Source organism: Rhodanobacter thiooxydans (assembly GCF_030291135.1).
Taxonomy (GTDB): Bacteria; Pseudomonadota; Gammaproteobacteria; order Xanthomonadales; family Rhodanobacteraceae; genus Rhodanobacter; species Rhodanobacter thiooxydans_A.
In genome coordinates, this window is sequence record NZ_CP127409.1 from 1,137,013 (window position 1) to 1,159,426 (window position 22,414).

21 protein-coding genes and 1 tRNA gene are annotated in these 22,414 nt (G+C 62.5%); 16 read left to right on the forward strand and 6 right to left on the reverse strand.

Annotation, left to right across the window (positions count from 1 at the left end):
* Positions 1-295 precede the first annotated feature (295 nt).
* The 7 genes from QQA13_RS05120 to QQA13_RS05150 all read left to right on the forward strand — a co-directional run bounded on the left by QQA13_RS05120 (position 296) and on the right by QQA13_RS05150 (position 6,261).
* The gene (locus tag QQA13_RS05120) at positions 296-805 is read left to right on the forward strand and encodes a CinA family protein (RefSeq protein ID WP_108473122.1); all 510 of its coding nucleotides are present in this window, start codon (positions 296-298) and stop codon (positions 803-805) included.
* A gap of 146 nt (positions 806-951) precedes the next feature.
* A complete protein-coding gene (gene recA / locus QQA13_RS05125) occupies positions 952-1,989 on the forward strand; it encodes a recombinase RecA (protein WP_108473123.1) in 1,038 nt (345 codons plus the stop codon).
* Positions 1,990-2,021: 32 nt separating this feature from the next.
* Positions 2,022-2,558: a regulatory protein RecX gene (locus tag QQA13_RS05130; protein WP_108473124.1), complete on the forward strand. Its 537-nt coding sequence runs from the start codon at positions 2,022-2,024 to the stop codon at positions 2,556-2,558.
* Positions 2,559-2,642: 84 nt separating this feature from the next.
* Positions 2,643-5,270 carry an alanine--tRNA ligase gene (gene alaS / locus QQA13_RS05135; protein WP_108473125.1) on the forward strand — a complete coding sequence of 876 codons (2,628 nt, stop codon included), beginning with the start codon at positions 2,643-2,645 and terminating at the stop codon, positions 5,268-5,270.
* Positions 5,271-5,538: 268 nt separating this feature from the next.
* On the forward strand, positions 5,539-5,745 hold the full coding sequence (gene csrA, locus QQA13_RS05140) for a carbon storage regulator CsrA (protein ID WP_108473126.1): 207 nt from the start codon (positions 5,539-5,541) through the stop codon (positions 5,743-5,745).
* Between the two features lie 77 nt (positions 5,746-5,822).
* Positions 5,823-5,915 (forward strand) — tRNA-Ser (locus QQA13_RS05145).
* Positions 5,916-6,036: 121 nt separating this feature from the next.
* On the forward strand, positions 6,037-6,261 hold the full coding sequence (locus QQA13_RS05150) for a phosphatase PAP2 family protein (RefSeq protein ID WP_234411403.1): 225 nt from the start codon (positions 6,037-6,039) through the stop codon (positions 6,259-6,261).
* Between the two features lie 499 nt (positions 6,262-6,760).
* On the opposite strand, the gene QQA13_RS05155 is transcribed toward QQA13_RS05150, so the two are convergent.
* Entirely contained in the window at positions 6,761-7,921 is a 1,161-nt protein-coding gene (locus tag QQA13_RS05155) for a glycosyltransferase family 9 protein (RefSeq protein WP_234411404.1), read from the reverse strand.
* An 81-nt stretch (positions 7,922-8,002) separates the two neighbouring features.
* Between QQA13_RS05155 and QQA13_RS05160 the strand changes: the two genes are divergently transcribed.
* The 6 genes from QQA13_RS05160 (at position 8,003) to QQA13_RS05185 (ending at position 16,579) form a co-directional block, all read left to right on the forward strand.
* Complete coding sequence (locus QQA13_RS05160) at positions 8,003-8,770, forward strand: cation transporter (RefSeq protein WP_234411405.1); 768 nt, start codon at positions 8,003-8,005, stop codon at positions 8,768-8,770.
* Between the two features lie 247 nt (positions 8,771-9,017).
* Entirely contained in the window at positions 9,018-9,683 is a 666-nt protein-coding gene (locus tag QQA13_RS05165; protein WP_108473167.1) for a response regulator, read from the forward strand.
* The gene (locus QQA13_RS05170; protein ID WP_108473129.1) at positions 9,680-11,092 is read left to right on the forward strand and encodes an ATP-binding protein; all 1,413 of its coding nucleotides are present in this window, start codon (positions 9,680-9,682) and stop codon (positions 11,090-11,092) included. The genes QQA13_RS05165 and QQA13_RS05170 overlap by 4 nt, the downstream gene beginning before the upstream one ends.
* The gene (locus tag QQA13_RS05175; protein WP_108473130.1) at positions 11,089-12,501 is read left to right on the forward strand and encodes a TolC family protein; all 1,413 of its coding nucleotides are present in this window, start codon (positions 11,089-11,091) and stop codon (positions 12,499-12,501) included. Before QQA13_RS05170 ends, QQA13_RS05175 begins: the two co-directional genes overlap by 4 nt.
* Positions 12,498-13,448: a hypothetical protein gene (locus tag QQA13_RS05180; protein ID WP_108473131.1), complete on the forward strand. Its 951-nt coding sequence runs from the start codon at positions 12,498-12,500 to the stop codon at positions 13,446-13,448. Before QQA13_RS05175 ends, QQA13_RS05180 begins: the two co-directional genes overlap by 4 nt.
* Complete coding sequence (locus tag QQA13_RS05185; RefSeq protein ID WP_108473132.1) at positions 13,448-16,579, forward strand: efflux RND transporter permease subunit; 3,132 nt, start codon at positions 13,448-13,450, stop codon at positions 16,577-16,579. Before QQA13_RS05180 ends, QQA13_RS05185 begins: the two co-directional genes overlap by 1 nt.
* A 248-nt stretch (positions 16,580-16,827) precedes the next feature.
* On the opposite strand, the gene QQA13_RS05190 is transcribed toward QQA13_RS05185, so the two are convergent.
* Positions 16,828-17,037 (reverse strand): GDCCVxC domain-containing (seleno)protein, encoded by a 210-nt coding sequence (locus QQA13_RS05190; protein ID WP_108473133.1) that lies wholly within the window; start codon positions 17,035-17,037, stop codon positions 16,828-16,830.
* A 26-nt stretch (positions 17,038-17,063) separates the two neighbouring features.
* A complete protein-coding gene (locus tag QQA13_RS05195) occupies positions 17,064-17,774 on the reverse strand; it encodes a hypothetical protein (protein ID WP_159082233.1) in 711 nt (236 codons plus the stop codon).
* A 76-nt stretch (positions 17,775-17,850) separates the two neighbouring features.
* Here QQA13_RS05195 and QQA13_RS05200 point away from each other — a divergent pair, with 76 nt between their 5' ends.
* Together QQA13_RS05200 and QQA13_RS05205 are read left to right on the forward strand one after the other, a co-directional pair.
* Positions 17,851-18,324 (forward strand): MerR family transcriptional regulator, encoded by a 474-nt coding sequence (locus tag QQA13_RS05200; protein WP_108473168.1) that lies wholly within the window; start codon positions 17,851-17,853, stop codon positions 18,322-18,324.
* A complete protein-coding gene (locus QQA13_RS05205) occupies positions 18,321-18,659 on the forward strand; it encodes a YnfA family protein (RefSeq protein ID WP_108473135.1) in 339 nt (112 codons plus the stop codon). Before QQA13_RS05200 ends, QQA13_RS05205 begins: the two co-directional genes overlap by 4 nt.
* Before the next feature lie 213 nt (positions 18,660-18,872).
* Here QQA13_RS05205 and QQA13_RS05210 read toward each other — a convergent pair whose 3' ends face one another.
* Positions 18,873-20,213, reverse strand: a complete 1,341-nt coding sequence (locus tag QQA13_RS05210; protein WP_108473136.1) for a hypothetical protein — start codon at positions 20,211-20,213, stop codon at positions 18,873-18,875.
* 76 nt (positions 20,214-20,289) lie between these two features.
* Positions 20,290-20,982, reverse strand: coding sequence for a hypothetical protein (locus tag QQA13_RS05215; RefSeq protein WP_108473137.1), 693 nt, complete (start codon positions 20,980-20,982; stop codon positions 20,290-20,292).
* A gap of 471 nt (positions 20,983-21,453) precedes the next feature.
* On the opposite strand from QQA13_RS05215, the gene QQA13_RS05220 reads away from it, so the two are divergent.
* Positions 21,454-21,777: a helix-turn-helix domain-containing protein gene (locus tag QQA13_RS05220; protein ID WP_108473138.1), complete on the forward strand. Its 324-nt coding sequence runs from the start codon at positions 21,454-21,456 to the stop codon at positions 21,775-21,777.
* A 28-nt stretch (positions 21,778-21,805) separates the two neighbouring features.
* On the opposite strand, the gene QQA13_RS05225 is transcribed toward QQA13_RS05220, so the two are convergent.
* Positions 21,806-22,291 carry a JAB domain-containing protein gene (locus QQA13_RS05225; RefSeq protein ID WP_108473139.1) on the reverse strand — a complete coding sequence of 162 codons (486 nt, stop codon included), beginning with the start codon at positions 22,289-22,291 and terminating at the stop codon, positions 21,806-21,808.
* Positions 22,292-22,414 lie beyond the last annotated feature (123 nt).

Sequence of the window (22,414 nt, forward strand, 5' to 3'; positions counted from 1 at the left end):
GAGCGATGAAGACGATGTCTGCCCCAGGAAGGTGAAGGAGGTTAGTACCCCGATAAATGCCCTCTTTTGGGGCCCCAGGATGCGTCCAGGCGGGATTTCATGAGGTGGCGGATGTCTCGAAACCCGCGCCCCTCTTGGGTTCGCCAAACACCCACATGTTCTGGCGCATGAACGGGGTGTGCCTGGTGAGATCGTCTTGGCTCATGCAATACAAGTCTTGGCGTGGTCGCGCGGAACGGGTAGAACGGTGCCTCTGCGCGTGGCGCAGAGTTTCGTCCAAGTCCGGGAGTCTCGCATGGAGTTGTCGTCCGTTCCTACCGATGCCGAGTTGCTGGCGCTGGCCGGCGAGGTGGCTGACGAGGTGCAACGCTGCCGGCTGATGCTGGTGACGGCCGAATCCTGCAGCGGTGGCTGGATCGCCAAAACGCTGACCGACCTGCCGGGCAGTTCGGCCTGGTTCGACGCCGGCGTGGTGACCTACAGCTACGAGGCGAAGGAAGCGCTGCTCGGGGTCAACCCGCGCACGCTGGAGCATGCCGGTGCGGTCAGCGAGGAAACCGTGCTGGAGATGGTGTCCGGCGCGCTGGCCCGCTTCGGCGCCGGCGTGGCGGTGGCGGTGACCGGCATCGCCGGGCCGTCCGGCGGCACGCCGGACAAGCCGGTCGGCACCGTATGGATCGGCTGGAAGCGGCGCGGCGGCTACGGTCACGCGCAGCTGTTCCACTTCCCCGGTGATCGTGAGGCAGTGCGCCGACAGACCGTGGCGGCGGCGCTCATCGGCCTGCGCAAAGCGCTGACGGAATGACGCGCGGTTCGCCGCCAGACTGGATTGACCGGTGTGGGATACTGCGCAGGCAGATGTCGCTCCGTGCCGATGGCGCAGATCGCAGCCCGTGAGATCCGAGCCGGGCATCATGCTCCCCATTCACAGCCCAACCGGAACACAAGACGATGGATGACAACAAGCGCAAGGCGCTCACCTCCGCCCTCGGCCAGATCGAAAAGCAGTTCGGCAAAGGCGCCGTGATGCGCATGGGCGACCGCGTCAACGAGGCGATCGAGACGGTCTCCACCGGCTCGCTGGGGCTGGACATCGCGCTTGGCGTCGGCGGCCTGCCGCGCGGCCGCGTGGTCGAGATCTACGGGCCGGAGTCGTCCGGCAAGACCACCATGACGCTGCAGGCGATCGCCAGTTGCCAGCGTGCTGGTGGCACCGCCGCGTTCATCGACGCCGAGCACGCGCTCGATCCGACCTACGCCGAAAAGCTCGGCGTCAAGGTCGACGACCTGCTGGTGTCGCAGCCGGATACCGGCGAGCAGGCGCTGGAAATCGCCGACATGCTGGTGCGTTCCGGCGCGGTCGACATGGTCGTGGTCGACTCGGTCGCCGCGTTGACCCCGAAGGCGGAAATCGAAGGCGAGATGGGCGATTCCCACGTCGGCCTGCATGCCCGCCTGATGAGCCAGGCGCTGCGCAAGCTCACCGCCAACATCAAGAAATCCGGCTGCCTGGTGATCTTCATCAACCAGATCCGCATGAAGATCGGCGTGATGTTCGGCAGCCCGGAAACCACCACCGGCGGCAACGCGCTGAAGTTCTACGCCTCGGTGCGCCTGGACATCCGCCGCATCGGCGCGGTGAAGAAGGGCGACGAGATCATCGGCTCGGAAACCCGCGTCAAGGTGGTCAAGAACAAGGTGGCGCCGCCGTTCCGCCAGTGCGAATTCGAGATCCTGTACGGCGAGGGCACTTCGCGCGAGGGCGAGATCATCGAACTGGGCGTGGCGCAGAACCTGATCGACAAGTCCGGCGCCTGGTACAGCTACAACGGCGACCGCATCGGCCAGGGCAAGGAGAACGTGCGCCAGTTCCTGCGCGACAACCCGGCGATCGCCAACGAGATCGACAAGCAGCTGCGCGAACGCCTGCTGGTGCCGGTCGGCAAGCCGGCACCCGCCGCGCCGGAAGAGGCGCTCGAGGAAGTCTGAGCGGTGATCGCTGGCTTTTCCCGGCACAAGACATGGCCCGGCTCGTCCGGGCCATGTCCGTTTGCGTGGCCATGAAGCGCCCGCCCGGCAAGGACGATCCGGCCCGGCCGAAGCGCAGCGCGTACGACAAGGCGCTGGGCCTGCTGGCGCGCCGCGAGCACTCGCGCAAGGAGCTGAAGACCAAGCTGCGCCAGGGTGGGTACCAGGGCGATGAAGCTGCCGCGGCGCTGGACCGCCTCGGCGAGCAGCATTACCAGGACGACAATCGTTTCGCCGAAGTGCTGCTGCGTAGCCGCATCGCCCAGGGTTACGGCCCGCTGCGCCTGCGCGTGGAGCTGAAAAGCCACGGCCTGGCCGATGCGCGCATTCGCGAGCTGCTGGACGCGGCCGAGGTCGACTGGGAGGCCTCGGCCGCCGCCCAGCTGCGCCGCCGCTACGGCGGCGCAGGCACGGCAGACCCCGCCGAGCGTGCCCGGCGGGCGCAATTCCTCTTGCGCCGCGGCTTTGCCGCCGCCACAGTACGGAGTGTTACCCACGCCGATGTGGACGAAGCCGACGATATTTCCTGAAATCCGCCCTCCGAGGATGACGGGTTGACGGGTCGATCGGCCGGGCCGCGGCGTGGCCTTTATCGCCTGCCACCTTTGATCCGCATGAAGACCTCCGACATCCGCTCCGCCTTCCTCGACTACTTCCGCTCCAAGGGCCACACCATCGTGCCGTCCAGCTCGCTGGTGCCGGCCAGCGACCCGACCCTGCTGTTCACCAATTCGGGCATGGTGCAGTTCAAGAACGTGTTCCTGGGCAGCGAAAAACTGTCCTACGTGCGCGCGGCCGACGTGCAGCGCTGCCTGCGCGCCGGCGGCAAGCACAACGACCTGGACGCCGTGGGCTATACCGCGCGCCATCACACCTTCTTCGAGATGCTGGGCAACTGGTCGTTCGGCGACTACTTCAAGCGCGACGCGATTCTTTTCGCATGGGAATTGCTGACCAGCGTGTTCAAGCTGCCGGCGGACAAGCTGTGGGTCACCGTCTATCACACCGACGACGAAGCCTTCGACATCTGGCACAAGCAGGTCGGCGTACCGGCCGAACGCATCGTGCGTATCGGCGACAACAAGGGCGCGCCGTATGCGTCCGACAATTTCTGGCAGATGGCCGACACCGGCCCGTGCGGCCCGTGCACCGAGATCTTCTACGACCACGGCGCGGAGATTGCCGGTGGCCCGCCCGGTTCGCCGGACGAGGACGGCGACCGCTACATCGAGATCTGGAACCTGGTGTTCATGCAGTTCGACCGCGCGCCCGACGGCACGCTGAGCCCGCTGCCGGCGCCATGCGTGGACACCGGCATGGGCCTGGAGCGTCTCGCCGCGGTGCTGCAGCACGTGCATTCGAACTACGAGATCGACCTGTTCGCGCACCTGATCCGCGTCGCCGGCGAGCTGACCGGCACGCAGGACCTGGGCAACAAGTCGCTGCGGGTGATCGCCGACCATATCCGCGCCTGTTCCTTCCTGATCGTCGACGGCGTGCTGCCGTCCAACGAAGGCCGCGGCTACGTGCTGCGCCGGATCATCCGCCGCGCCTTGCGGCACGGCTGGATGCTCGGCGTGCGCGGCGACTTCTTCTGGAAGATGGTGCAGCCGCTGGTCGAGGAAATGGGCCAGGCCTATCCCGAGCTGCCGGCGAAGCAGGCCTTCGTCGAGGACGCGCTGCGCACCGAGGAACACCGCTTCGGCGAGACGCTGGAGCATGGCATGCGCCTGTTCGATGAAGTCGCGACGAAGGCGGGCAAAACCATCCCGGGTGTCGATGCGTTCCGCCTGTACGACACCTACGGCTTCCCGGTCGACCTCACCGCGGATATCGCGCGCGAACGCGGGCTCGAAGTGGACATGGCCGGCTTCGAGCAGGCCATGAACGAACAGCGCGAGCGCGCCCGCGCCGCAGGCAAGTTCGAGGCCAAGGGGCAGATGCCGGCTGAGCTGGCCAGTCAACTGCAGCCCACGAGATTTCTAGGCTACGACGCACTGCAGGCCAGCGGCAGCAAGGTGCTCGGCATCGTGCGTGGCGGCAAGCAGGTCGAGCAGCTGGGCGAAGGCGAAGAGGGCCTCGTGATCCTCGATCGCACGCCGCTCTACGCCGAGTCGGGCGGCCAGGTCGGCGATACCGGCACGCTGTCCAATGCCGTCGGCCGCTTCGAGGTGGGCGATACGCTGAAGATGGGCGGCGTGTTCTTCGGCCACGCCGGCCGCTGGCATGGCGGGCAGCCGCTGCGCACCGGCGACGTGGTCGAGAGCCAGGTGGACGTATCGCGGCGCCAGGCGATCGTGCTCAACCATTCGGCCACCCACCTGCTGCACGCGGCGCTGCGCCAGGTGCTGGGCACCCATGTCACGCAGAAGGGTTCGCTGGTGGCACCGGAACGCCTGCGTTTCGACTTTTCGCACTTCAAGCCGATGAGCCATGACGAGCTGGCCCGGGTCGAGGCGCTGGTGAACGACGAAGTGCGCCGCAACGCGGTCGCCGAAGTGCACAACATGGGCTACGACCAGGCGATCGAGTTCGGTGCGATGGCCCTGTTCGGCGAGAAGTACGGCGACGAAGTGCGCGTGCTGAAGATGGGCGACTTCTCCACCGAGCTGTGCGGCGGCACCCACGTCGGGCGCACCGGCGACATCGGCCTGTTCAAGATCGTCAGCGAAGCCGGCGTGGCTTCCGGCGTGCGCCGCATCGAGGCAGTCACCGGCGCCGGCGCGCTGGCCTGGGTGGCCGACGAGGAGCGTCGCCTGGCCGAGTTCTCGCAACTGCTTTCCAGCAGCGGCGACGAGGCGGTGGAAAAGCTGCGCCAGCTGTTCGATCGCCAGAAGAAGCTGGAACGCGAGCTGGAATCGCTGCGCAGCAAGGCGGCAGGTTCCGCCACGGCCGATCTGGCTGGTTCCGCCCGCGATGTCGATGGCATCAAGGTAGTCGCCGCGCGGTTGGAAGGGCTGGATGCGAAGTCGCTGCGCGACAGCGTGGACCAGCTCAAGCAGCAGCTGGGCGACTGCGTGATCCTGCTGGCCGGCGCGGCCGATGGCCGTGTCTCGCTGATCGCCGGCGTGCACGGCAAGGCGCTGGGCCGGATCAAGGCCGGTGGCGTGGTGGCGCATGTCGCCGCACAAATCGACGGCAAGGGTGGTGGGCGCCCGGACATGGCCCAGGGCGGCGGAACCGACGCGCCAAACCTGCCGGCGATCCTGTCTGCCCTGCCCGAGTGGATCGCGGCCCAGTAGCTCCGTTTGGAGCATGAACGGCGGGCCGTTTGGCAGGATCCGGACGCGTTGCGCTTACGAATAAGGCTCAAGTACTATCGGCCAGGTGTCGATGCTACCGGGAACGGTCGTGTCGCCAGTCAGGACGCTCAGGAGTGTTTTGGCTGTGAGCCGGGAAGGCGGTAGGGCCTTCGACGGATCAATCGTCGAACTGTGGAAGGGCGGTGCTCAGGGGTGAGGTTCCGTCGATTCGCAGGCCTGTGACCAACAGCATTATGGAGTAGCAATCATGTTGATTCTGACCCGCAGGGTCGGTGAAACCCTGATGATCGGTGACGAGGTGACCGTTACCGTTCTTGGCGTGAAAGGCAATCAGGTACGCATCGGCATCAATGCGCCGAAGACCGTGGCCGTCCATCGCGAAGAGATCTACCAGCGGATCAAGGGCGAACACGACACCAGTGGCACGCCCGCCGACGATTCCAGCGAACATTGATCGTGTGAATTAAGGCTTTACCTCGACCGCGTCGGTCGGTATCCTTGCCGGCTCCGCAGCTGTGCGAAGAAAACCCCGGAGAGATGCCCGAGTGGCCGAAGGGGCTCCCCTGCTAAGGGAGTATAGGGTCAAAAGCCTTATCGAGGGTTCGAATCCCTCTCTCTCCGCCATATAAAGCAACTAAGGCCATGATTATCATGGCTTTTTTTGTAAGTAAAAGCGGCTGGTATGCCATTAGGTATGCCAGCCGTTGTTGTTTGTGGATACGACTTGTTGGGCTTGATTCCCCACATGGGTTTCCATGCGGCGACCGGCAGCTTTCCAAGCGACCACCTGACCGTGCAGTCGGTGGTCGCCCGCATGCTGTTGCTGTATCGACGCAGCCGAGCTTGGGGCATCGGGATTGCACTGCTCGGTCTGCCCATGACATGGGTCCGCATCTATCTGGGCGTGCACTATCCCGGCGACATGCCGGGAGCCATCGCGATGGATGGACTGGGCATGCTGGACAGCTGAGGCTGGTTTCACCGCCTCGAGGCGTCTGCCGTTGTTTCCTCGTGAGCGTCAGGTCCAGTCCAAATGCGCACCGGCATCCAATGGCACGACACGCCTACGAGGAATGACTGACAGGCTCAATGTTGCAAGACGATGGTTGCACTAAGACACGGGCGCCGACACGCAAAAACTGCCGACCATCGAGCGGAAAGGCCAGCTTATACGAGGGTATTCGGCGCCCCATTCGAATGCTTGCAACAACAATGGTGCCGTGTAGCGTCTCGCCTTCTTTCTCGGAAACGCTCACGCAGTGACGATCGACTTTGGGTGGGATCTTAGACTGACGGACAATGTCCGTTATGGACGCAGCCCACCATTGATTCGGGTGGTCGCGGAAAAGGTGAACGCAACCCGTGGTGCACATCGCCAGCACCAAGGCTATTGAGATACTGATGACACCATGGCGATTAGGCATTGGCCACCTCCCTTCAGCGAGTGCTACGCCCGCATGCAACCGGAGTCAGCGCTCCTCTGACAGGCGATCGCTGAGTTCGCTCTTGGCAGGTTCGAAGCGATGTGGCACACCGCCGAGGTCTACCATGCCGGCGCCCGCGGTCTCCACGCGACATGCACCGGAAAAAAGCCAACCGACAGCCGCGGCTGCCTCCGTAGCACTTAGATTTCGCGTATCGATGCCGCCGCTGCCGCGCCCATACGGTGCGTATTTGGCTTCGTCAGTGACCGAAAACAAGCCGTAGGTAGGTGTGCCACTAGCCGCAGCAACGTGCATGACCCCACAGTCTGCACTGATGAAGCCATCCATATTGGCGATGACAGCGGCGAGCTTGCGCACATCGCGGGTGTAGAACGAGACGAAACTGCCGCCCAGCTGCGAGGCGCCATGCTCAGCGAGGACGTCGACAACGATAATGTCCGGATGACGTAGCTGAAGTGCGATCAGGAACAGCTGCCACCAATGTCCGTCGTAGCGCTTGGCTCCAGTGGCGTTCGCAAATACGCCCACCACCTTTTTGCTTTGCTCCGACGCCATCTTCCCCAGAATGGCAGTGAGCGCTTCCTGGCCCCGGGCACGTTCGACGTCACTGAGCTTTATATCCAGAGGTGGATAGATAGGTTCAACCTTTTTACCAAGGGCTTGGTGCAAAAGGAATACGCTTCGCTTCGCCATATGCTCCGGGCACGAAGGATCAGTCTTGTTCACCTGATCGCCATCCCATGATGACGCTGGGAATCCGACCTTGTAACGAGCGCGAACCCAAGCAAGCAACAGGCGTCCGGATTGCGAGCCGATGCAGGCGTCAATCGCCAAGTCATAGGACGACAGCCGAAGCTGCCTGAGCAGGCCCATAGTCGTCCACAGATGTCGGGCGACGCGTCGCGGAAGGCAGATGACGCTGCGCACGTTGAAACGTGTCGAGAACAGCGACTCTGCAGCGCGGCCGCCCGTCACGATGTCGATCTCCGCGCCCGGATAAATCCTTTCAAGCTCTGCCATCAGCGGGCTGATCAGGACAGCATTGCCCAGGCGGTGGTTTGGTCGACACACCAGAACGCGATGGATACCGCGTGCCGGCAAGGTTCCCGGAGCGCATAGGTCGCGTTCGACCGACCGGATCAACCGCCCGAACACCTTGGCCACCACTCGATGACGGAAATCCACCGAAGGAGCGTGGGGCCGTATTTCGTGCGTATGAGGTAAAGAACGAGTCATCTCAACCAGCAAAGGCCATTCGGTATCGGCATGATTGGTGTCCAGCCTTATGGTTTTCTTACCGCATGGGAGGAGGCTCACTTTCTTCCAGCATGGGTAGGTGCAAACCGCTGGCTTGTGGACGCGTACTCCGTAGGATCAGGTTACGATCTGAAAAGCCATCCGCTCGCAGGAATCCATCTGATGCCACCTGTTCTTGACACCGAGGCGCACGCCTCTCTCCGCCGTGTCGTTCTCATCGTGGCGCTGCTCAACCTGGGTTATTTCGGTATCGAGTTTGCTGTAGCCCTGGCTATCGGCTCAGTTTCCCTGTTCGCCGACAGCATCGATTTTCTGGAAGACACTTCTGTAAACCTGCTCATCTGGGCCGCCTTTGGCTGGTCGCTGAAGGCACGATCTCGCGTGGGCATGACACTCGCCGGGATCCTGCTCGTTCCGGCGCTGGCGACGCTATGGGCGGCATGGGGCAAATTCCAGGTGCCTGTCCCTCCCGCGCCGATACCGTTGTCGATGACTGCATTGGGCGCGATGCTGGTGAACCTCGCCTGTGCGTTGATGCTGACGCGTTATCGAAGTCATCGTGGGAGCTTGACGCGCGCCGCCTTCCTTTCCGCGCGCAATGACGTTTTCGCCAATGTGGCGATCGTGCTTGCCGCATTGGTGACCCGTGTCCACCCGTCCGCATGGCCCGACCTCATCGTTGGACTTGGCATCATGGTGGTGAATGCCGATGCGGCACGCGAAGTTTGGACAGCCGCGCGCGATGAGCATCGATTGGCCAGAGAAGCCACACCCTGATAAGAGGCATGACAACCGAGCGCGGACAAGCGTTCGGACGGTATCTGAGTTGGCGCGGAGCCATTGGGCGGGCGGCAGGCTCAAACGGACCCGTCAGAGCCTCCCTCTCGTGCCTTGACGATGGTGTCCGCCCCAGATTTAAGAAAAACGTAAGGTGCGACAAACAAGATGTCGAGGACATGCCTTTTCTTGCACTCACTCGATGGTCGTTTCGCCATGCCGCCAGATCCTTTTCGGGAGGCCGGTCATGCACGTGATTCTTGTCGAAGATGACGAATCGCTCGGGCAAGCCATCGAGCAAGCCTTGACCCGCTGGTCACACGCCGTCACCTGGTTGCGTGACGGTCGTCTGGCGGCGGCCGCGATGCGCGATGAAATCGCGGATCTCGTGCTGCTCGATCTGGGGATTCCCGGCAAGGACGGCCTGGATGTGCTCGCCGAGGTGCGTCGCGCCCACGTAAAGACACCTGTCCTGATCATCACGGCGCGTGACGCCTTGGAAGAGCGCATTCGCGGGCTCGATGCGGGTGCTGACGACTATCTGGTGAAACCGTTTCATCTTGACGAGTTGGGCGCACGCATCCGCTCGCTGACCCGGCGGATGCATGGCTTGGCCGACAATCGCATCCAGGCAGGCGAGCTGTGGCTTGACCTGGGTACCAACGAAGCCGAATTTCGAGGTCACCGCATCCCCTTGGCACGTCGTGAACTCGCGTTGCTGAGGCTGTTGATGGAGCGTGCGGGTCGCATCGTTCGACGCGACGTGCTGGAGACCGCCCTCTACGGATTGGAAGGCGGCGTTGAAAGCAATGCGTTGGAGGTCAAGATCCACGCGCTTCGGCGCAAGTTGAGCCCCGAGTTGATCCGCACGGTTCGGGGTGTCGGCTACATGATCGTGCGTGAACCGCAATGACTTCCATGAGCCTGCGGGCGCGTCTGGGCTGGTTGATCATCGCCGTGATGATCGCCGTGCTGTTGCCCATGGCCGTATTGAGCTATCACCGCACCTTGCAGGAAATGAACGAGCTTTCCGATGGGCGTCTGGCGCAGTCTGCACGGACGCTCGATGTACTGATCCGCCATGCGGGGATTGATGCTTTGCGCGGTGACGGCATCGATTCCAATACACGGGTGCCCGTTGTGGGCACCCATGGCCATCGTTGTCCGATTCAAGGGACCAGCTGCGAACCCGAGGTAGGGTTTCAGGTGGTCGACGCGACAGGAAAGATCAAGCTGGCCACCACCAATTTTGCAACGCCATCCCTGCCGTCCAGGGCTTCAAATACGTTCGAAGACATTCAGGTGGATGGCGAAGTCTGGCGCATGTTCACGTTGAGGGAAGCGGCAGGCAATCTCACCATTCGAGTCGGCGAACGGCAAGATAGCCGCCAAGAGATAGAGCAAACACTCAAGGCGCAATACGTCATCCCGTTGGCACTCGGGTTGCCCCTGCTGGCCTTATTGATGGCTTGGGCCGTTCGCCATGGCTTGCGCCCGCTTGAGGCCCTGGCCCGCATCTTGAAACGACGCGAACCCGGCGACCGTACGCCGATGACCCTGCAACCGGCACCCCGCGAGTTGCAACCCGTGCTCTCCGGCCTCAACACGATGCTTGATCGGTCCGTAGACGCCCTGGAACGGGAGCGTCGGTTCAGTGCCGATGTGGCACACGAACTGCGCACTCCGCTGGCCGCCACCATGCTGCATATGGAGAATGCCCTTGCCACCGGCGATCCCCGCTTTGTGTCGCCTTCGTTTGTCAGCGCACAACATGGTTTGACCGAGCTCAGCCGTCGTGTCGATCAGTTGTTGGCGCTGGCGCGCGTAGAGGCGGGCGCGGCCTCGGAAGGCAGCACCAAAGTCGATCTCGTGGCTATGACCACCGGCGTCATTGAAGAATTGGCTCCGCAGATTGAAGTGAGCGGCGTCGAACTGAGTCTTGTGGGTGGATCGACGGCACTGTATGTGAACGGCTATGAAGTGGCCTTGATCGCGCTATTGCGCAACCTGATCGAGAACGCGCTGCGCCATGTCTCGGTGGGTGGGCAAGTGGTGGTGTGTCTGACCCGAGGGGCGCAGGCCATCCTTATCGACGTGATGGACGACGGTCCCGGCATCCCGCTAGAGCGCCGCGCGGCCGTCTTTGCACGTTTCCATCGCGAATCGTCCGGGCGTGGCGACGGCTACGGATTGGGACTGTCCATCGTGCAGCGTGCTGCGCAATTGCATGGCGCATCGATCGAGCTGCTGGATTCCGCCTTCGACCACGGCCTTCTCGTGCGCGTGAGCATTCCTGTCCCCCAAGCCGAGGGTTCCTCATGACGTGGGCCGTTGCGAAAACCTTCCTTTGCGTGGCGACCCTTGCGCTCTGCGGCTGCGCTACTTATCAATCGCACCCTATCGATCCCGCCGCCCTGCGCGCCCATTGGCAAACGCACCGCCTGGACGACCCGTCGCTGGCCGCCACCGTGAAGCCGTTCCTGCCGCCACGTGACGCAGGCCAGTGGCCCCCAGCGGCCTATGGCCGGGCCGAATTGTTCGCTGTCGCGCTCGCGCTCAATCCCGACCTGGCCGAATCCCGAGCGCAGATGGCTCAATCCGTAGCGGCCGTCACGACGGCGCATGCGTTACCCAATCCCAAAGTGGGGCTTGCCCTGGAGCGTTTTACCCAGGCACAGGCGGGCAGTGCACCCTGGTTGTGGGGGGTAAGTACCGACTGGCTGATCGATGGAACGCTGAGGCGCAAGTTGCGCGAAGACGCGGCAAATGCGGGTGTCCGTGCAGCGCGTCTCGACTATGCGGAAAAGGTGTGGGCGGTCTGGCGCGACATACGCATCGCCCTGGCCGACCAGATGCTGGGCCAACGGCAAGAGTCCGTCGCGACGCAGACAGTCGACGCCGCCATGCAGTTGGAACAGTCTTTTGCCCAGCGCTACCAACTGGGTGAGTCGTCACCCGGCGAACGCCTGCAGGCTGCACGTACGTTGGCACAGGCGCAGCGCGATGAAGCCGTGGCGGCTCAACGCGTCGTCGACGCGCAAGCGCGTCTGGCACGCACCATCGGTGTGCAGGCCAGCGCCCTGAAAGACGTGCCGTTAGAGTGGGATGGCCTCGATCAACCGGTCGCGCCGCCACCAGCGCAACTGAAGCAATGGGCCGATCAGGCGTTGTTGTCGCGCGCCGATCTGGAGCGCGCGCTGGTGGAATACGACACACGGGAAACCGAACTGCATCAGCAAATACGCGCGCAATATCCGCAGGTCTCACTGGGACCTGGCTATACCTACGACCACGGCATGCGCAAACTGACGTTTGGGTTCAACACCAGCCTGCCGATTTTCGACCGGAACCAAGGCCCGATTGCCGAGGCTAAAGCGCGCCGCGAAATGGCAGGCAAGCACGTCGAGGTCGTGCAGGCCGACATCGGCAAAGAGATCGATCAGTCATCAGCGCAACTGGAGGTTGCCTTGCATGGTTTGCATGCAGCTACCCAGGAGCATCAGCTTGCCAGTCGCGCCGCCGATCAGGCCACTCAGGCCAAGGTCCTTGGCGCCGAGGATCGCATTGCTGTGCTCAATGCCCGGCTGGCCGCCCTGGCGGCGGCGCAGACCGAACTTGTCACGCTTGCGCAGGCCCAGCAAGCGCTGGGCGCCCTTGAAGACGCGCTGCGTACACCACTTGATGGGGCTGAAGTCACGTCATTTCAGGCCATACCAGGAAGCCACCCATGAGAAGTTTCTATTGGCGAGTGTGCCTAGCCGGCGTGCTGGTATGGGCACTGGTGACGAGCAGCGTTGCGGCAACACGCACCACCGAACTCGATCGCACGGCGCAAGACAGCCTCGGCCTTGCAACGACCACGCTGGTTACCCGTGACGTTCCGCAATCGATCGATGTGGCCATCGCGGTGCTCGATCCTGCTCCCCTGGCGAAGTTGGCGGATGAACTGATCGCGTCGCACGCGACGGTCAACGCATCGATGGCGGAAAGCCGGCGATCCGAGGTACTCCTTAAAGCCGACGGCAACATTTCGCGTAAAAGTGCCGAAGCGGCCCGTGCGCAGGCGGCGGGGGATCAGGCGCACTGGCGCCAGTTGCGATCCCAGTTGCGGCTGGAATGGGGCGATGCCCTGGCGTCGATGGACGACGCCTCGTTGCAGCAAGTCGTGAAGTCGGTGGTGGGCGGCCGTGTCGTTCTCATTCGCGCACAGCCGCTAACCCTAGGGGGGACGTCCTGGAAGCCCACGACGGCGCGCATCACTTTGCCGGATGGCGCCTCTTTGCAGGCGAATGTGCTTGGACCCTTGCCAAGCAGCGTTTCGAGCCTCGGAAGGGATTGGCTACTCGAGGCGTCGAGTGATGCCCTCGTTCCCGGCATGGCTTTAACGGGCGTACTGGAAGACCAAGATCACCGCCATACCGGTGTCGTCGTACCGAGGGCCGCCATCATCCGCTGGAACGGGCTGGCGTGGGTCTTCGTGATGGTGGACGCCACGCATTTCGAACGTCGCGCCATCTCCATGTCGCAAGCGTTGGATACGGGATGGTTGGTCGGTGCACCGTTCAAAGCGGGTGAGCGCGTCGTCACCATCGGTGCCAACGCATTGATGGCGATGGATGCCGTCGGAAACGAAGCCCCAGCGAAGAAAGCATCACCCACCGACCAGGATGGTGATTGATGCTTGCTGCCATCATTCGAAGCGCGCTGCGCTGGCCGGTCTGGGTCGCGTTGCTGGGGCTTTTGCTTCTCGCTATCGGCGTAGGGAGTCTCAGCGGGGCGAAGTACGACGTGTTCCCGGAATTCGTCCCGCCACAGGCATCCGTCCAAGTCGAAGCACCGGGTTTTTCCGCGACCCAGGTGGAGCAGCTGGTTACCCAGCGCATGGAAAACGCGATCAACGGCGGCACCAACGTCATCACGGTTCGCTCGCAGTCCATCCAGGGCTTGTCGGTCATTACCGTCCTGTTCGAGGAGGGCAGCGACCCCTTTCTTGACCGGCAGATGCTCAGTGAACGCGTAAGCGAAGCCGCGGCGGGATTGCCCCAAGGTGTTCAAGCGCCCCGCATCAGCCCCATGACGTCCTCGACCATGGACCTGCTCAAGATCGGCTTCGTCAGCGACCGCCTTGACCCGGTGGCTTTGCGTTCGCTGATCGATTGGTCCGTCAAACCCCGCCTGCTCGCCGTCTCCGGTGTGGCCGGGATAGCCAATTTTGGTGGTGGCGTTCGTGAGCTGCAGATTCATGTGAAGCCGGCGCAACTGGCCACGTTCGGATTGACGCTGGAAGATGTGCGGCTGGCCGCCGCGGCCGCCACGGGCGTGCGGGGCGCCGGATACATCGATACGCCGAGCCAGCGCGTGATCGTGGAAACGAGCGGCACGGTGCATCGGGCGGCCGAGCTCGCGCGCACGGTCATCACGCAACGGATGGGCCGCAACATCACGCTGGGCGATGTGGCGACCGTGACGGAGGGTGCGGCGCCGGCGTTTGGTGATGCGCTGATTCAAGGGCGCCCCGGCGTCGTCTCGCTGCTGACCAGCCAATACGGCGCCAACACGCTGGAAGTGACGCGCGCCGTCGAAAAGGCCCTGGATGGTTTGCGTCCCCTGTTGAAGGCGGAGGGCGTGACGGTCTATCCGCAGCTGCAGCGACCCGCCAGCTTCATCCAGGTCGCACTGAACCACATGCGCGACGCGTTGCTGTTCGGCGCCGTCTTGGTGCTGGTGGTACTGATCGTGTTTCTGCGCGACTGGCGCACGGCGCTGATTTCGTTCGTCAGCATTCCCTTGTCGTTGGCGATCGCCACCTTGGTGATGGAGCGGATGGGGTGGACGATCAACACCATGACCCTGGGTGGCTTGGCGGTGGCGCTGGGCGTCGTCGTCGACGATGCCATCATCGATGTGGAAAACATCATGCGGCGCCTGCGTCAGGCCGGCCCATCGGGACCGCGCGCCGTCATCATTCTGGCGGCGTCGATCGAGGTTCGTCGCCCGGTGGTGCTGGCGACCCTGGTGGTGGGGTTGGTGTTTGTTCCGATCCTGCTGTTGCCGGGCCTGCAAGGCAGCTTCTTCGCGCCGATGGCCGGCGCGTTCCTGCTGGCGACCTTCGCGTCGTTGCTGGTGGCGCTGACCGTGACCCCGGCACTGTGCATGTTGCTGCTCAAACCCGAGGCGCGTCACCACGAACCGCATTGGCTCAAGCGCGTCAAGCTCATCCAGCACGGCGGCATGCGCCTGGCCATGCCGAGGCCACGCTTGCTGTTGGCACTCTCGGCGCTGCTGGGCATCGCCGCCATTGGCTCACTCTGGCTGTTCGGTTCACAACTGTTGCCGACCTTTCGGGAAGGCCACTACGTCGTGCAGATCACGGCGCCTCCCGGCACATCGCTTGCCGAGATGACCCGACTTGGCACACGGCTCAGCAAGGATGTCCTCAAGATCGATGGCGTACGCACCGCGGCGCTCATGGCGGGACGCGCGGAGGCGGTAGTGGATACCTGGCCTACCAATCGCGGTGAACTTCATGTCGAGCTGGCTCCCAAGCTCTCGGCGCATGAGCAACTGCGCATCGAAGCATCGCTGCGGAAGGTGGCGAGTTCCTATCCCGGCCTCAGCGCCGACGTGGTCACCTTTCTCGGCGACCGCATCGGTGATTCACTATCCGGTGAAACGGCGCCGGTGGCCATCAGCCTCTACGGCCCCGACCTCGACGAACTCGACAGGCTTTCCACGCGCGCCGTCGATATCCTGAACACCATACCGGGTGCAGGTTCGGTGCACCTTTCCGCCACGCCAGCGGCGCCGACGATGCGGATCCACCCCGATCCCGTCCGGATTGCCCGCTACGGCATGCGCATGACCGATGTCCTGGATGCGGTGGCGATGGCCTACCAAGGCATCATCGCCACGGAAACCTACGATGGCGTACAGGCCATCGGCGTGCGTGTCGTGCTCGATCAGGCATCCCGGCAAGATCCGGAAACGATTGGCCGCCTGCTGCTGCGCACGCCCTCAGGCAAGAGCATACCTCTGGCGGCCATCGCGGATATCGATCTGGTGCAGGGGCGCGCGACCATCTCGCATGAAGGCGGACGCAGGCGCCAGGTAATCGCTGTGCGGCCCACCAACCCCGATGTGGTGGGATTCGTGGATCAGGCGCGTGCCGCGCTTGCTCAACAGCTCGATCCACCGACCGGTTACTACCTGGAATATCACGGAGCCGCGGAAGGAACGCTGCAGGCGCGCCACGCGCTTGAATGGCATGCGGCCCTGGCCGGCGCCGGCATCATCGCGCTGTTGTTCATGGCATTTCCCGATCGTCGCAGCGTGGGGCTGATTCTCGTCAACGTGCCCTTTGCCCTGGTCGGCGGCGTGGCCGCCGCCGCCACCATGGGCAGCGTGCTGTCGATCGGGGCGCTGGTGGGTTTGGTGACGCTCTTCGGCATCTCCGCGCGCAACACCATCATGCTGATCTCGCACTACGAGCACCTGGTGCTGGAAGAGGGAGCGCACTGGAATCGCTTTACCGCCATGCGCGGCGCGCGTGAGCGGCTGACGCCGATCCTGATGACAGCGCTGGTGACTGGCTTGGGCCTTTTGCCCCTGGCCTTGGGTAACGGCGAGGCGGGACGCGAGGTCGAAGGACCCATGGCCATCGTGATCTTGGGTGGGCTAATCACGTCGACCTTGCTCAACTTGTTGGTGATGCCGGCTTTGTCGCTGCGCTACCTGCGAATGGCTGCTCCCCCGCATGATGCAAATCAAGTTGAGTTATTGCCTGCAACCCACCGTCCCGTGGATCCATGAAACGTCAAAAGCTTCCCGAGCGTTGAAACCCTGCGGTCACGTCATCAACGCTATCTTCGGCCCGCGAGGTCCCCCCGGGCAATGCAGTGTGGTCTAAACGTGCTGCGCCACGACGCTGCGCCCCTACTACACGCGCTTAGCACACGTAAGAGCAGGCTCGGACTGCATCGCACGCCCTTCGGTACCACGCAGTCGTTTACCTATTGTCATTACCGATCGGTCTGGCCGGGCGACAAGTCATGCGCCCGCTAGCCGCAGCAGGACTTCTGCTGCTGGATCGGCGGACACGGCACGCTGCCGTAGGAGCAGAACACGCAGCAGTCGCCCGCTTTCGGCCGCAACAGCTCGCCGCAACCCTTGCAGTCGTATAAGAACTGGCACGCATCGGTCGGCATGGTTTCAGTGACCTGGTGGCCGCAATGCGGACACGTCAGCGTGCTCTGCAGGATGACATCCATTGCTCTGGCCCCCGAAGTTAGTGTCATCAAAGGAACCATGCCATCAGCTTGGGCTCAAGCTGCGGCCACGCGAGCGCAAGAACCAGCACCAGACTTGCCAACCCCATGAGCCCCAGGGTCGAGCTGGCCAGTCGCGCCTTGTGCTTCACCGACTGTCTCCATACCCACAGCCATGCTCCCACAACGGCAACTACCGCCAGAACAGTCAGCCACACATGCGCGCCGGCCAGCCACCCCAGCAGCCCACCTGCGATCGCCGTCGCGGCGACAGCCGGAAAAGCCAGGGGCAGCAGGCAACAGGCGCCACAAGCGATTACTGCCGTCGCCGATGTGGCCGTTGCGACTCCGGCTATTCGTGCGGCTTTTATGGGGCTGACAGGCACCGAACAAGTCCCGCAGCATTCCGTAGCGCCGGTCGCCAATCGGCCGCCTTGAAAAGGAGCCAACAGTGCATCCGCCTCTTGAGAAGCGTGGTCGGGCACAGTGATGTCGAGGCGGACTTCCTCGCTGCTGTGGGTGATCCTGAATTCCAGAAAGGCGCAGCATTCTTGCTCGCGTGACATCAACGCTTCGACGTCGCGCTGCGCGGCCGGACCATAGGTCAGCATCAGCGTAGTCCCCTGGCGTTGAGCACGGCGCAGATGCTTGCGGTTCAATTCCGCAATCCAGGTGAGGCGCTCCTGAAACGCACGTCCCTCCAGCGAGCAAGCCGATCCGTGGGTAGTAGTGTCGGTCATGAGGTTCATTTCCCGTGGAATGGCGCTACCCTAATCCTTCAAGTTACTTGAAGTTCAAGCCCCTATGAACACGGAAATGAAGATCGGTCACCTGGCAAAAGCCACCGATACGACGACTCCCACCATTCGCTACTACGAGGACATCGGCCTGTTGCCGACAGCCTCCCGCCGGCCCGGCAGCCAGCGTGTCTACGGGGAAGCCGATGTCCGTCGACTGACCTTTATCCGTCGTTGCCGGGATTTCGGCTTCCCGATTGACAAGGTACGGCTGCTGGTTTCGCTAGTGCAGAACGGCGAACGCTCATGCTCGGAAGCACGTGACCTCACCTTCGCGCATCTGGTGGAGATACGGCAAAAGCTCGCTGAATTGCAGGAACTTGAACACAGCATCGCTTCCTTTGTGGACAGCTGCGATCAATCCTGCGCAGACGGGTCGGGAGCTGACTGCGTGATGCTGGAAGAGTTGGCCCATGGCAACGCGCCCTTGCGGATCCCACCGCAGCGAACAGGCTGTTGCGCAAAAGCGGAAGTGAATAGGACCGCCAAATGACCCTTACCGCTTTGGTCTACGCTGCCGCAGCTTTGGCAGAAATTGCCGGGTGCTTCGGGTTCTGGTTGTGGCTTCGAGAAGGCAAGTCTCTATGGCTCCTGCCGGCGTCACTTGTGTCACTGGCCGCCTTCGCGTGGTTGCTGACGCTCTCGGAAAGCCCTGCCGCGGGGCGTGCCTTTGCTGCCTATGGTGGCGTCTACATCGTGGCGTCGATTTTGTGGTTGTGGCGAGTCGAGAGCGTTCGACCCGACCGATGGGACATCATCGGCGCGGGCATCTGCCTGTTGGGTGCGGCCATCATCCTGTTCGCGCCACGCCATGCGGTGGCCGGCTGAAGAAGTGTCCCGGTTCGAGCGTCTCGGCGTATGCCGCAAAACTGGAGCGCTGCCGGCGGAAAGCCGCATACCCAGTTCGCGGCAATGGCGCACACGCCCCTCGTGACCGACGTACCGAACAAGGCGCCTCCGGAGGCGCCTTATTTATTTAAGTGGCTCGTACCACCAATGGAACATCCGCTCCTCCCGATGAGGAGAGGAGCGGATGCTCTGTCACTGACCCAGCGACTTGCAGACGTCAGCCCACTCTTGCATCTGCTCCAGACTGGTCGAGGTGTCGGCGTTCTGTTTCTGTTGGTCGACCGCAAACTTGTCCTGCAGCTTCTGGATGCAAGGAGTCATCTTCGGCCAGCCATCCGGCCCAACGTCGCCGCTGTGCACCGTCGTATTCGCGACCGGCTGACCCTGCGGCTGCGAGGCGCCTGTCAGCACGGCCACGGCCGAATTCACAACCTGCGGTGTTACCGGAGCGGCAGGTGTCGGCTGGGCTGCTTGCGCTACCTGCGGAGCAGGAGCTGGCGTGGCTGTGCTCGTCGTGGCTACATCTGACGAATCGTTGGCGCTGTTAGGCCGAGATGCCACCACGGCTTCCCCCACAGTGCCAGTCGCGGATACGCGTACCCATTCACCCTTTGCGAGTTCTTGGGCCTGGATGGGCGCTGGGGCCCGACCTACGACTTTGCCGTCACTGTCGTAACAGAGGGCGTCGGTACAAAAAAGCTTGCTCGGTAATAACGGAATTTCTTTAATAAGGTTGGGAATATAGTCCGGCATATCGGCACCGACGTTCCGCCTGACGAATTGGACATCCGCCGGATTCACTGGAAATACTCGATCGGCATTCTCTTCCAACCAACCGGCTGGCTGTCTCCCGGCATTCAGGGCCGGGTAACCAAGCGCGTCGACATGGTCGTCAACAGCCAAGGGTAAGCGCTTCCACAGATAGGCAAGTCTGGCAGCCTCAACCGCATTGTGACCCGGATAAAAAGCAGCCAAGGTATTGCCGTAGGTTGTGTCCGTGAAGGGCGAGGCAGGCTTGACAGGAATGCGCGAATTGGTGAGATAGGAAAAAGCTTCATCAGCGTTCGTGACCTTGTTGTTGCTGGCCATTTCCATCACACGGACGGTATCTATCTTGAAGTCTTTGATGCTTCCACCCTTGAACCGGATGACAAAACCGGCGTAGTTAAGCGCTGGGTGTCCGTCGGAACCGAAAGCCCACTGGTAGACATCACCTTCAGAAACGATATCAGCCTTGTCACGCTCGGCAAATGCCGAGTCTTTCACGCCCTTGTAGTCGCAACGGTATTCGACGAAATACTGGTGCTGCTCGGTCTGATCGACCTTCCACTTCACCGAGTCGCAGACTTTTCGGTAATCCAACGCCTGATCCACGGTCAAGTTCGGATCTGGGACTCTGAGGATCGGATTTTGGAACTCATTGATTGGGTAGCTGAAGGGAAGTGCCTTCACCTCAGTGATGTGTTTGTCGGGGGCACAGCCCGTGAGAGTGATGACCGCAGCGACAGCCACGATGGAAAGGAGGATTTTCATAGGGGCTTCCTTCGGTGGGAGCTCGATGGAGGGCATACAGCCCCGCCCTTACCGGGCGAGGCTGTATGCGAGGGACTTACTGGGAATCGCTGCTGTTACCAGACATCGCCTGGCAGAGGGAGTCACAGGTCTGCGACTGCGACTTGAGGGTCGATGCCTGCTCAATCATCGAGGGGTTCTGCATGATGCCCCAGAGGTTGCAGAGCGTCAGGACCGTCAGGATGGCGCTCCAGATCAGGAGGCCGGTGGCCGCATTGGGCTTGGCAACGATGGCCGGACCGTTGCTGCTGTCCACCGCATCGACGCGGCTCCAGCCCGCGAGGAAGCCGCGGGTATGGAACCAGCCCGCAGCAAAGGCGCCCACGATCACCGAGAAGAAGGAGGCTGCGCCGCCACTATCGACTGCGGCGCAGCCGATGCCGACGAGAACCGCCACGATCACGCCGCCGATGGCGGCCATGATGTATTCCTTCTTGAGCGCGGGGCTATCCTTCTTGACGTACCCGCCCGAGAACTGCGTGCCACGGAAGTAGGAACCACGGCAGGCGCCGCGCCAGACGATGAACGGCAAGGCGAGGATCGGCAGCAGGTACTGAAGCACGAGCCCGAAGCCGTTGTCGGCTGCCAGGAACACGAGTCCGCTGGCCATCGCGCCGGCCAAGCAGGTGGCCAGGAAGAGGCGACTGATGATGAGGTTGTAGCGCTGGGCCGGGGAAAGCGATTGCAGGTTCGCCCGGTAGGACGGATAGGTATTCGCAACAGCGTTCATGGTATTTCCTTGTGAGTGGTGTGGTTGACTCAACTGGTACTGCGGGAGCCGCCTTCGTGTACGCGGCCCCATCCCCGCAGGACGCCCCTGGTAAAGAGCCGACCCGCCCAAGATGAGAGTGAAGAAACAGAACTCGCTGCGTGTCGTCACCAATCGACATGCCCACCGCCACTTCACAGACGCTGAAGTGTTCATGGCTTTGTCTTAGGTGTGCGCGGCTTCGCATCGGTTGTTCGATGGCCCCCTGTGGCCAGCTTTGAATGCTGCTCAGATCGGAATCCAAGCCACGCATCAATGATGCACCATCATTCTGAACTGAACCGTAAAACGGTTCAACGACGAGTGGCGCATGAGGGGTCTATTCATCAAAAAGCCCAAGAAATAAGCGGAAATTGGCGATCGCATCGCCTGGGCATAAGCGGCCAATGAGTTGATAAATAGATCGTCTCGGCGCCTCCGTATGGTAGGGCCATGGCGACGCGTACTGACAAAAGTGTCAAATCGGTCGACAGAGGCGAATACGCCATTGCGTGGGCACTCCTGAAGTCCGCGCGTCTGTCAGCCAAGTTGACCCAGCGGCAACTAGCCGTGAAGCTGGGGCGCACACAAACCTTCGTGGCTGATGTCGAGCTGGGTCGACGGCGACTCGACATCCTCCAGCTCTACGATTGGTGTAAGGCCACCGGGACACCCCTCGCTGCCTATGCGCAACAGGTGGAAAGCACACTAGACGTACTTCCCAAGCACTTGCCATCTGCGATGAAGGCCAGGAAGCCACGACAGAGTGCCAAATGAGTACGCCGCGTTGACTTAGAAAAGAGAGTTACAGAAGCCCCCTGCCGGCCATGCTGACGCACTCTGCACCCACGACGATGTGGTCCAGAATCCGCACGCCTACCAGCCTCAATGCGTCACGGAGCTCGTTGGTGATGGCCCTGTCAGCGGCACTGGGTTCCGCAAGCCCGCTTGGATGGTTGTGCGCGAGAATCGCGGCGCTGGCATTGATGCCCAAGGCCGCCCGCACGACCTCTCGTGGATAGATGCTGGCACTGTCGACGGTGCCGGTGAATAGCTTCTGACAATCGAGAATGCGATGGCGGTTGTCGAGCCACAGTACGTGGAATTCCTCGTGCAACAGCGCACCCAGCCGCATACGGAGGAAGTCGGTGGCATCGGTCGGGCTGCCGATCCTGCCAAGCCGCTCAAGCCGCTCCCTCAGGATACCTTCGGCTGCAGCGAGTACGTCCTGTTCCGTCGTGTCGCTGCCAAGCTTGTAGCGGGTGTAGGCCAACGTTCGATGAACTTTCATTACGAACTCCTTTTAGACGACACAAACGCATAGAGCCCGGCCGAAGCCGGGCTCTATGCGTGGTCGCGAGGGAAGATGAAAAGGCAAAGAGATCAAGCCCAAGAGCTTGGGTCATGTGTGTGC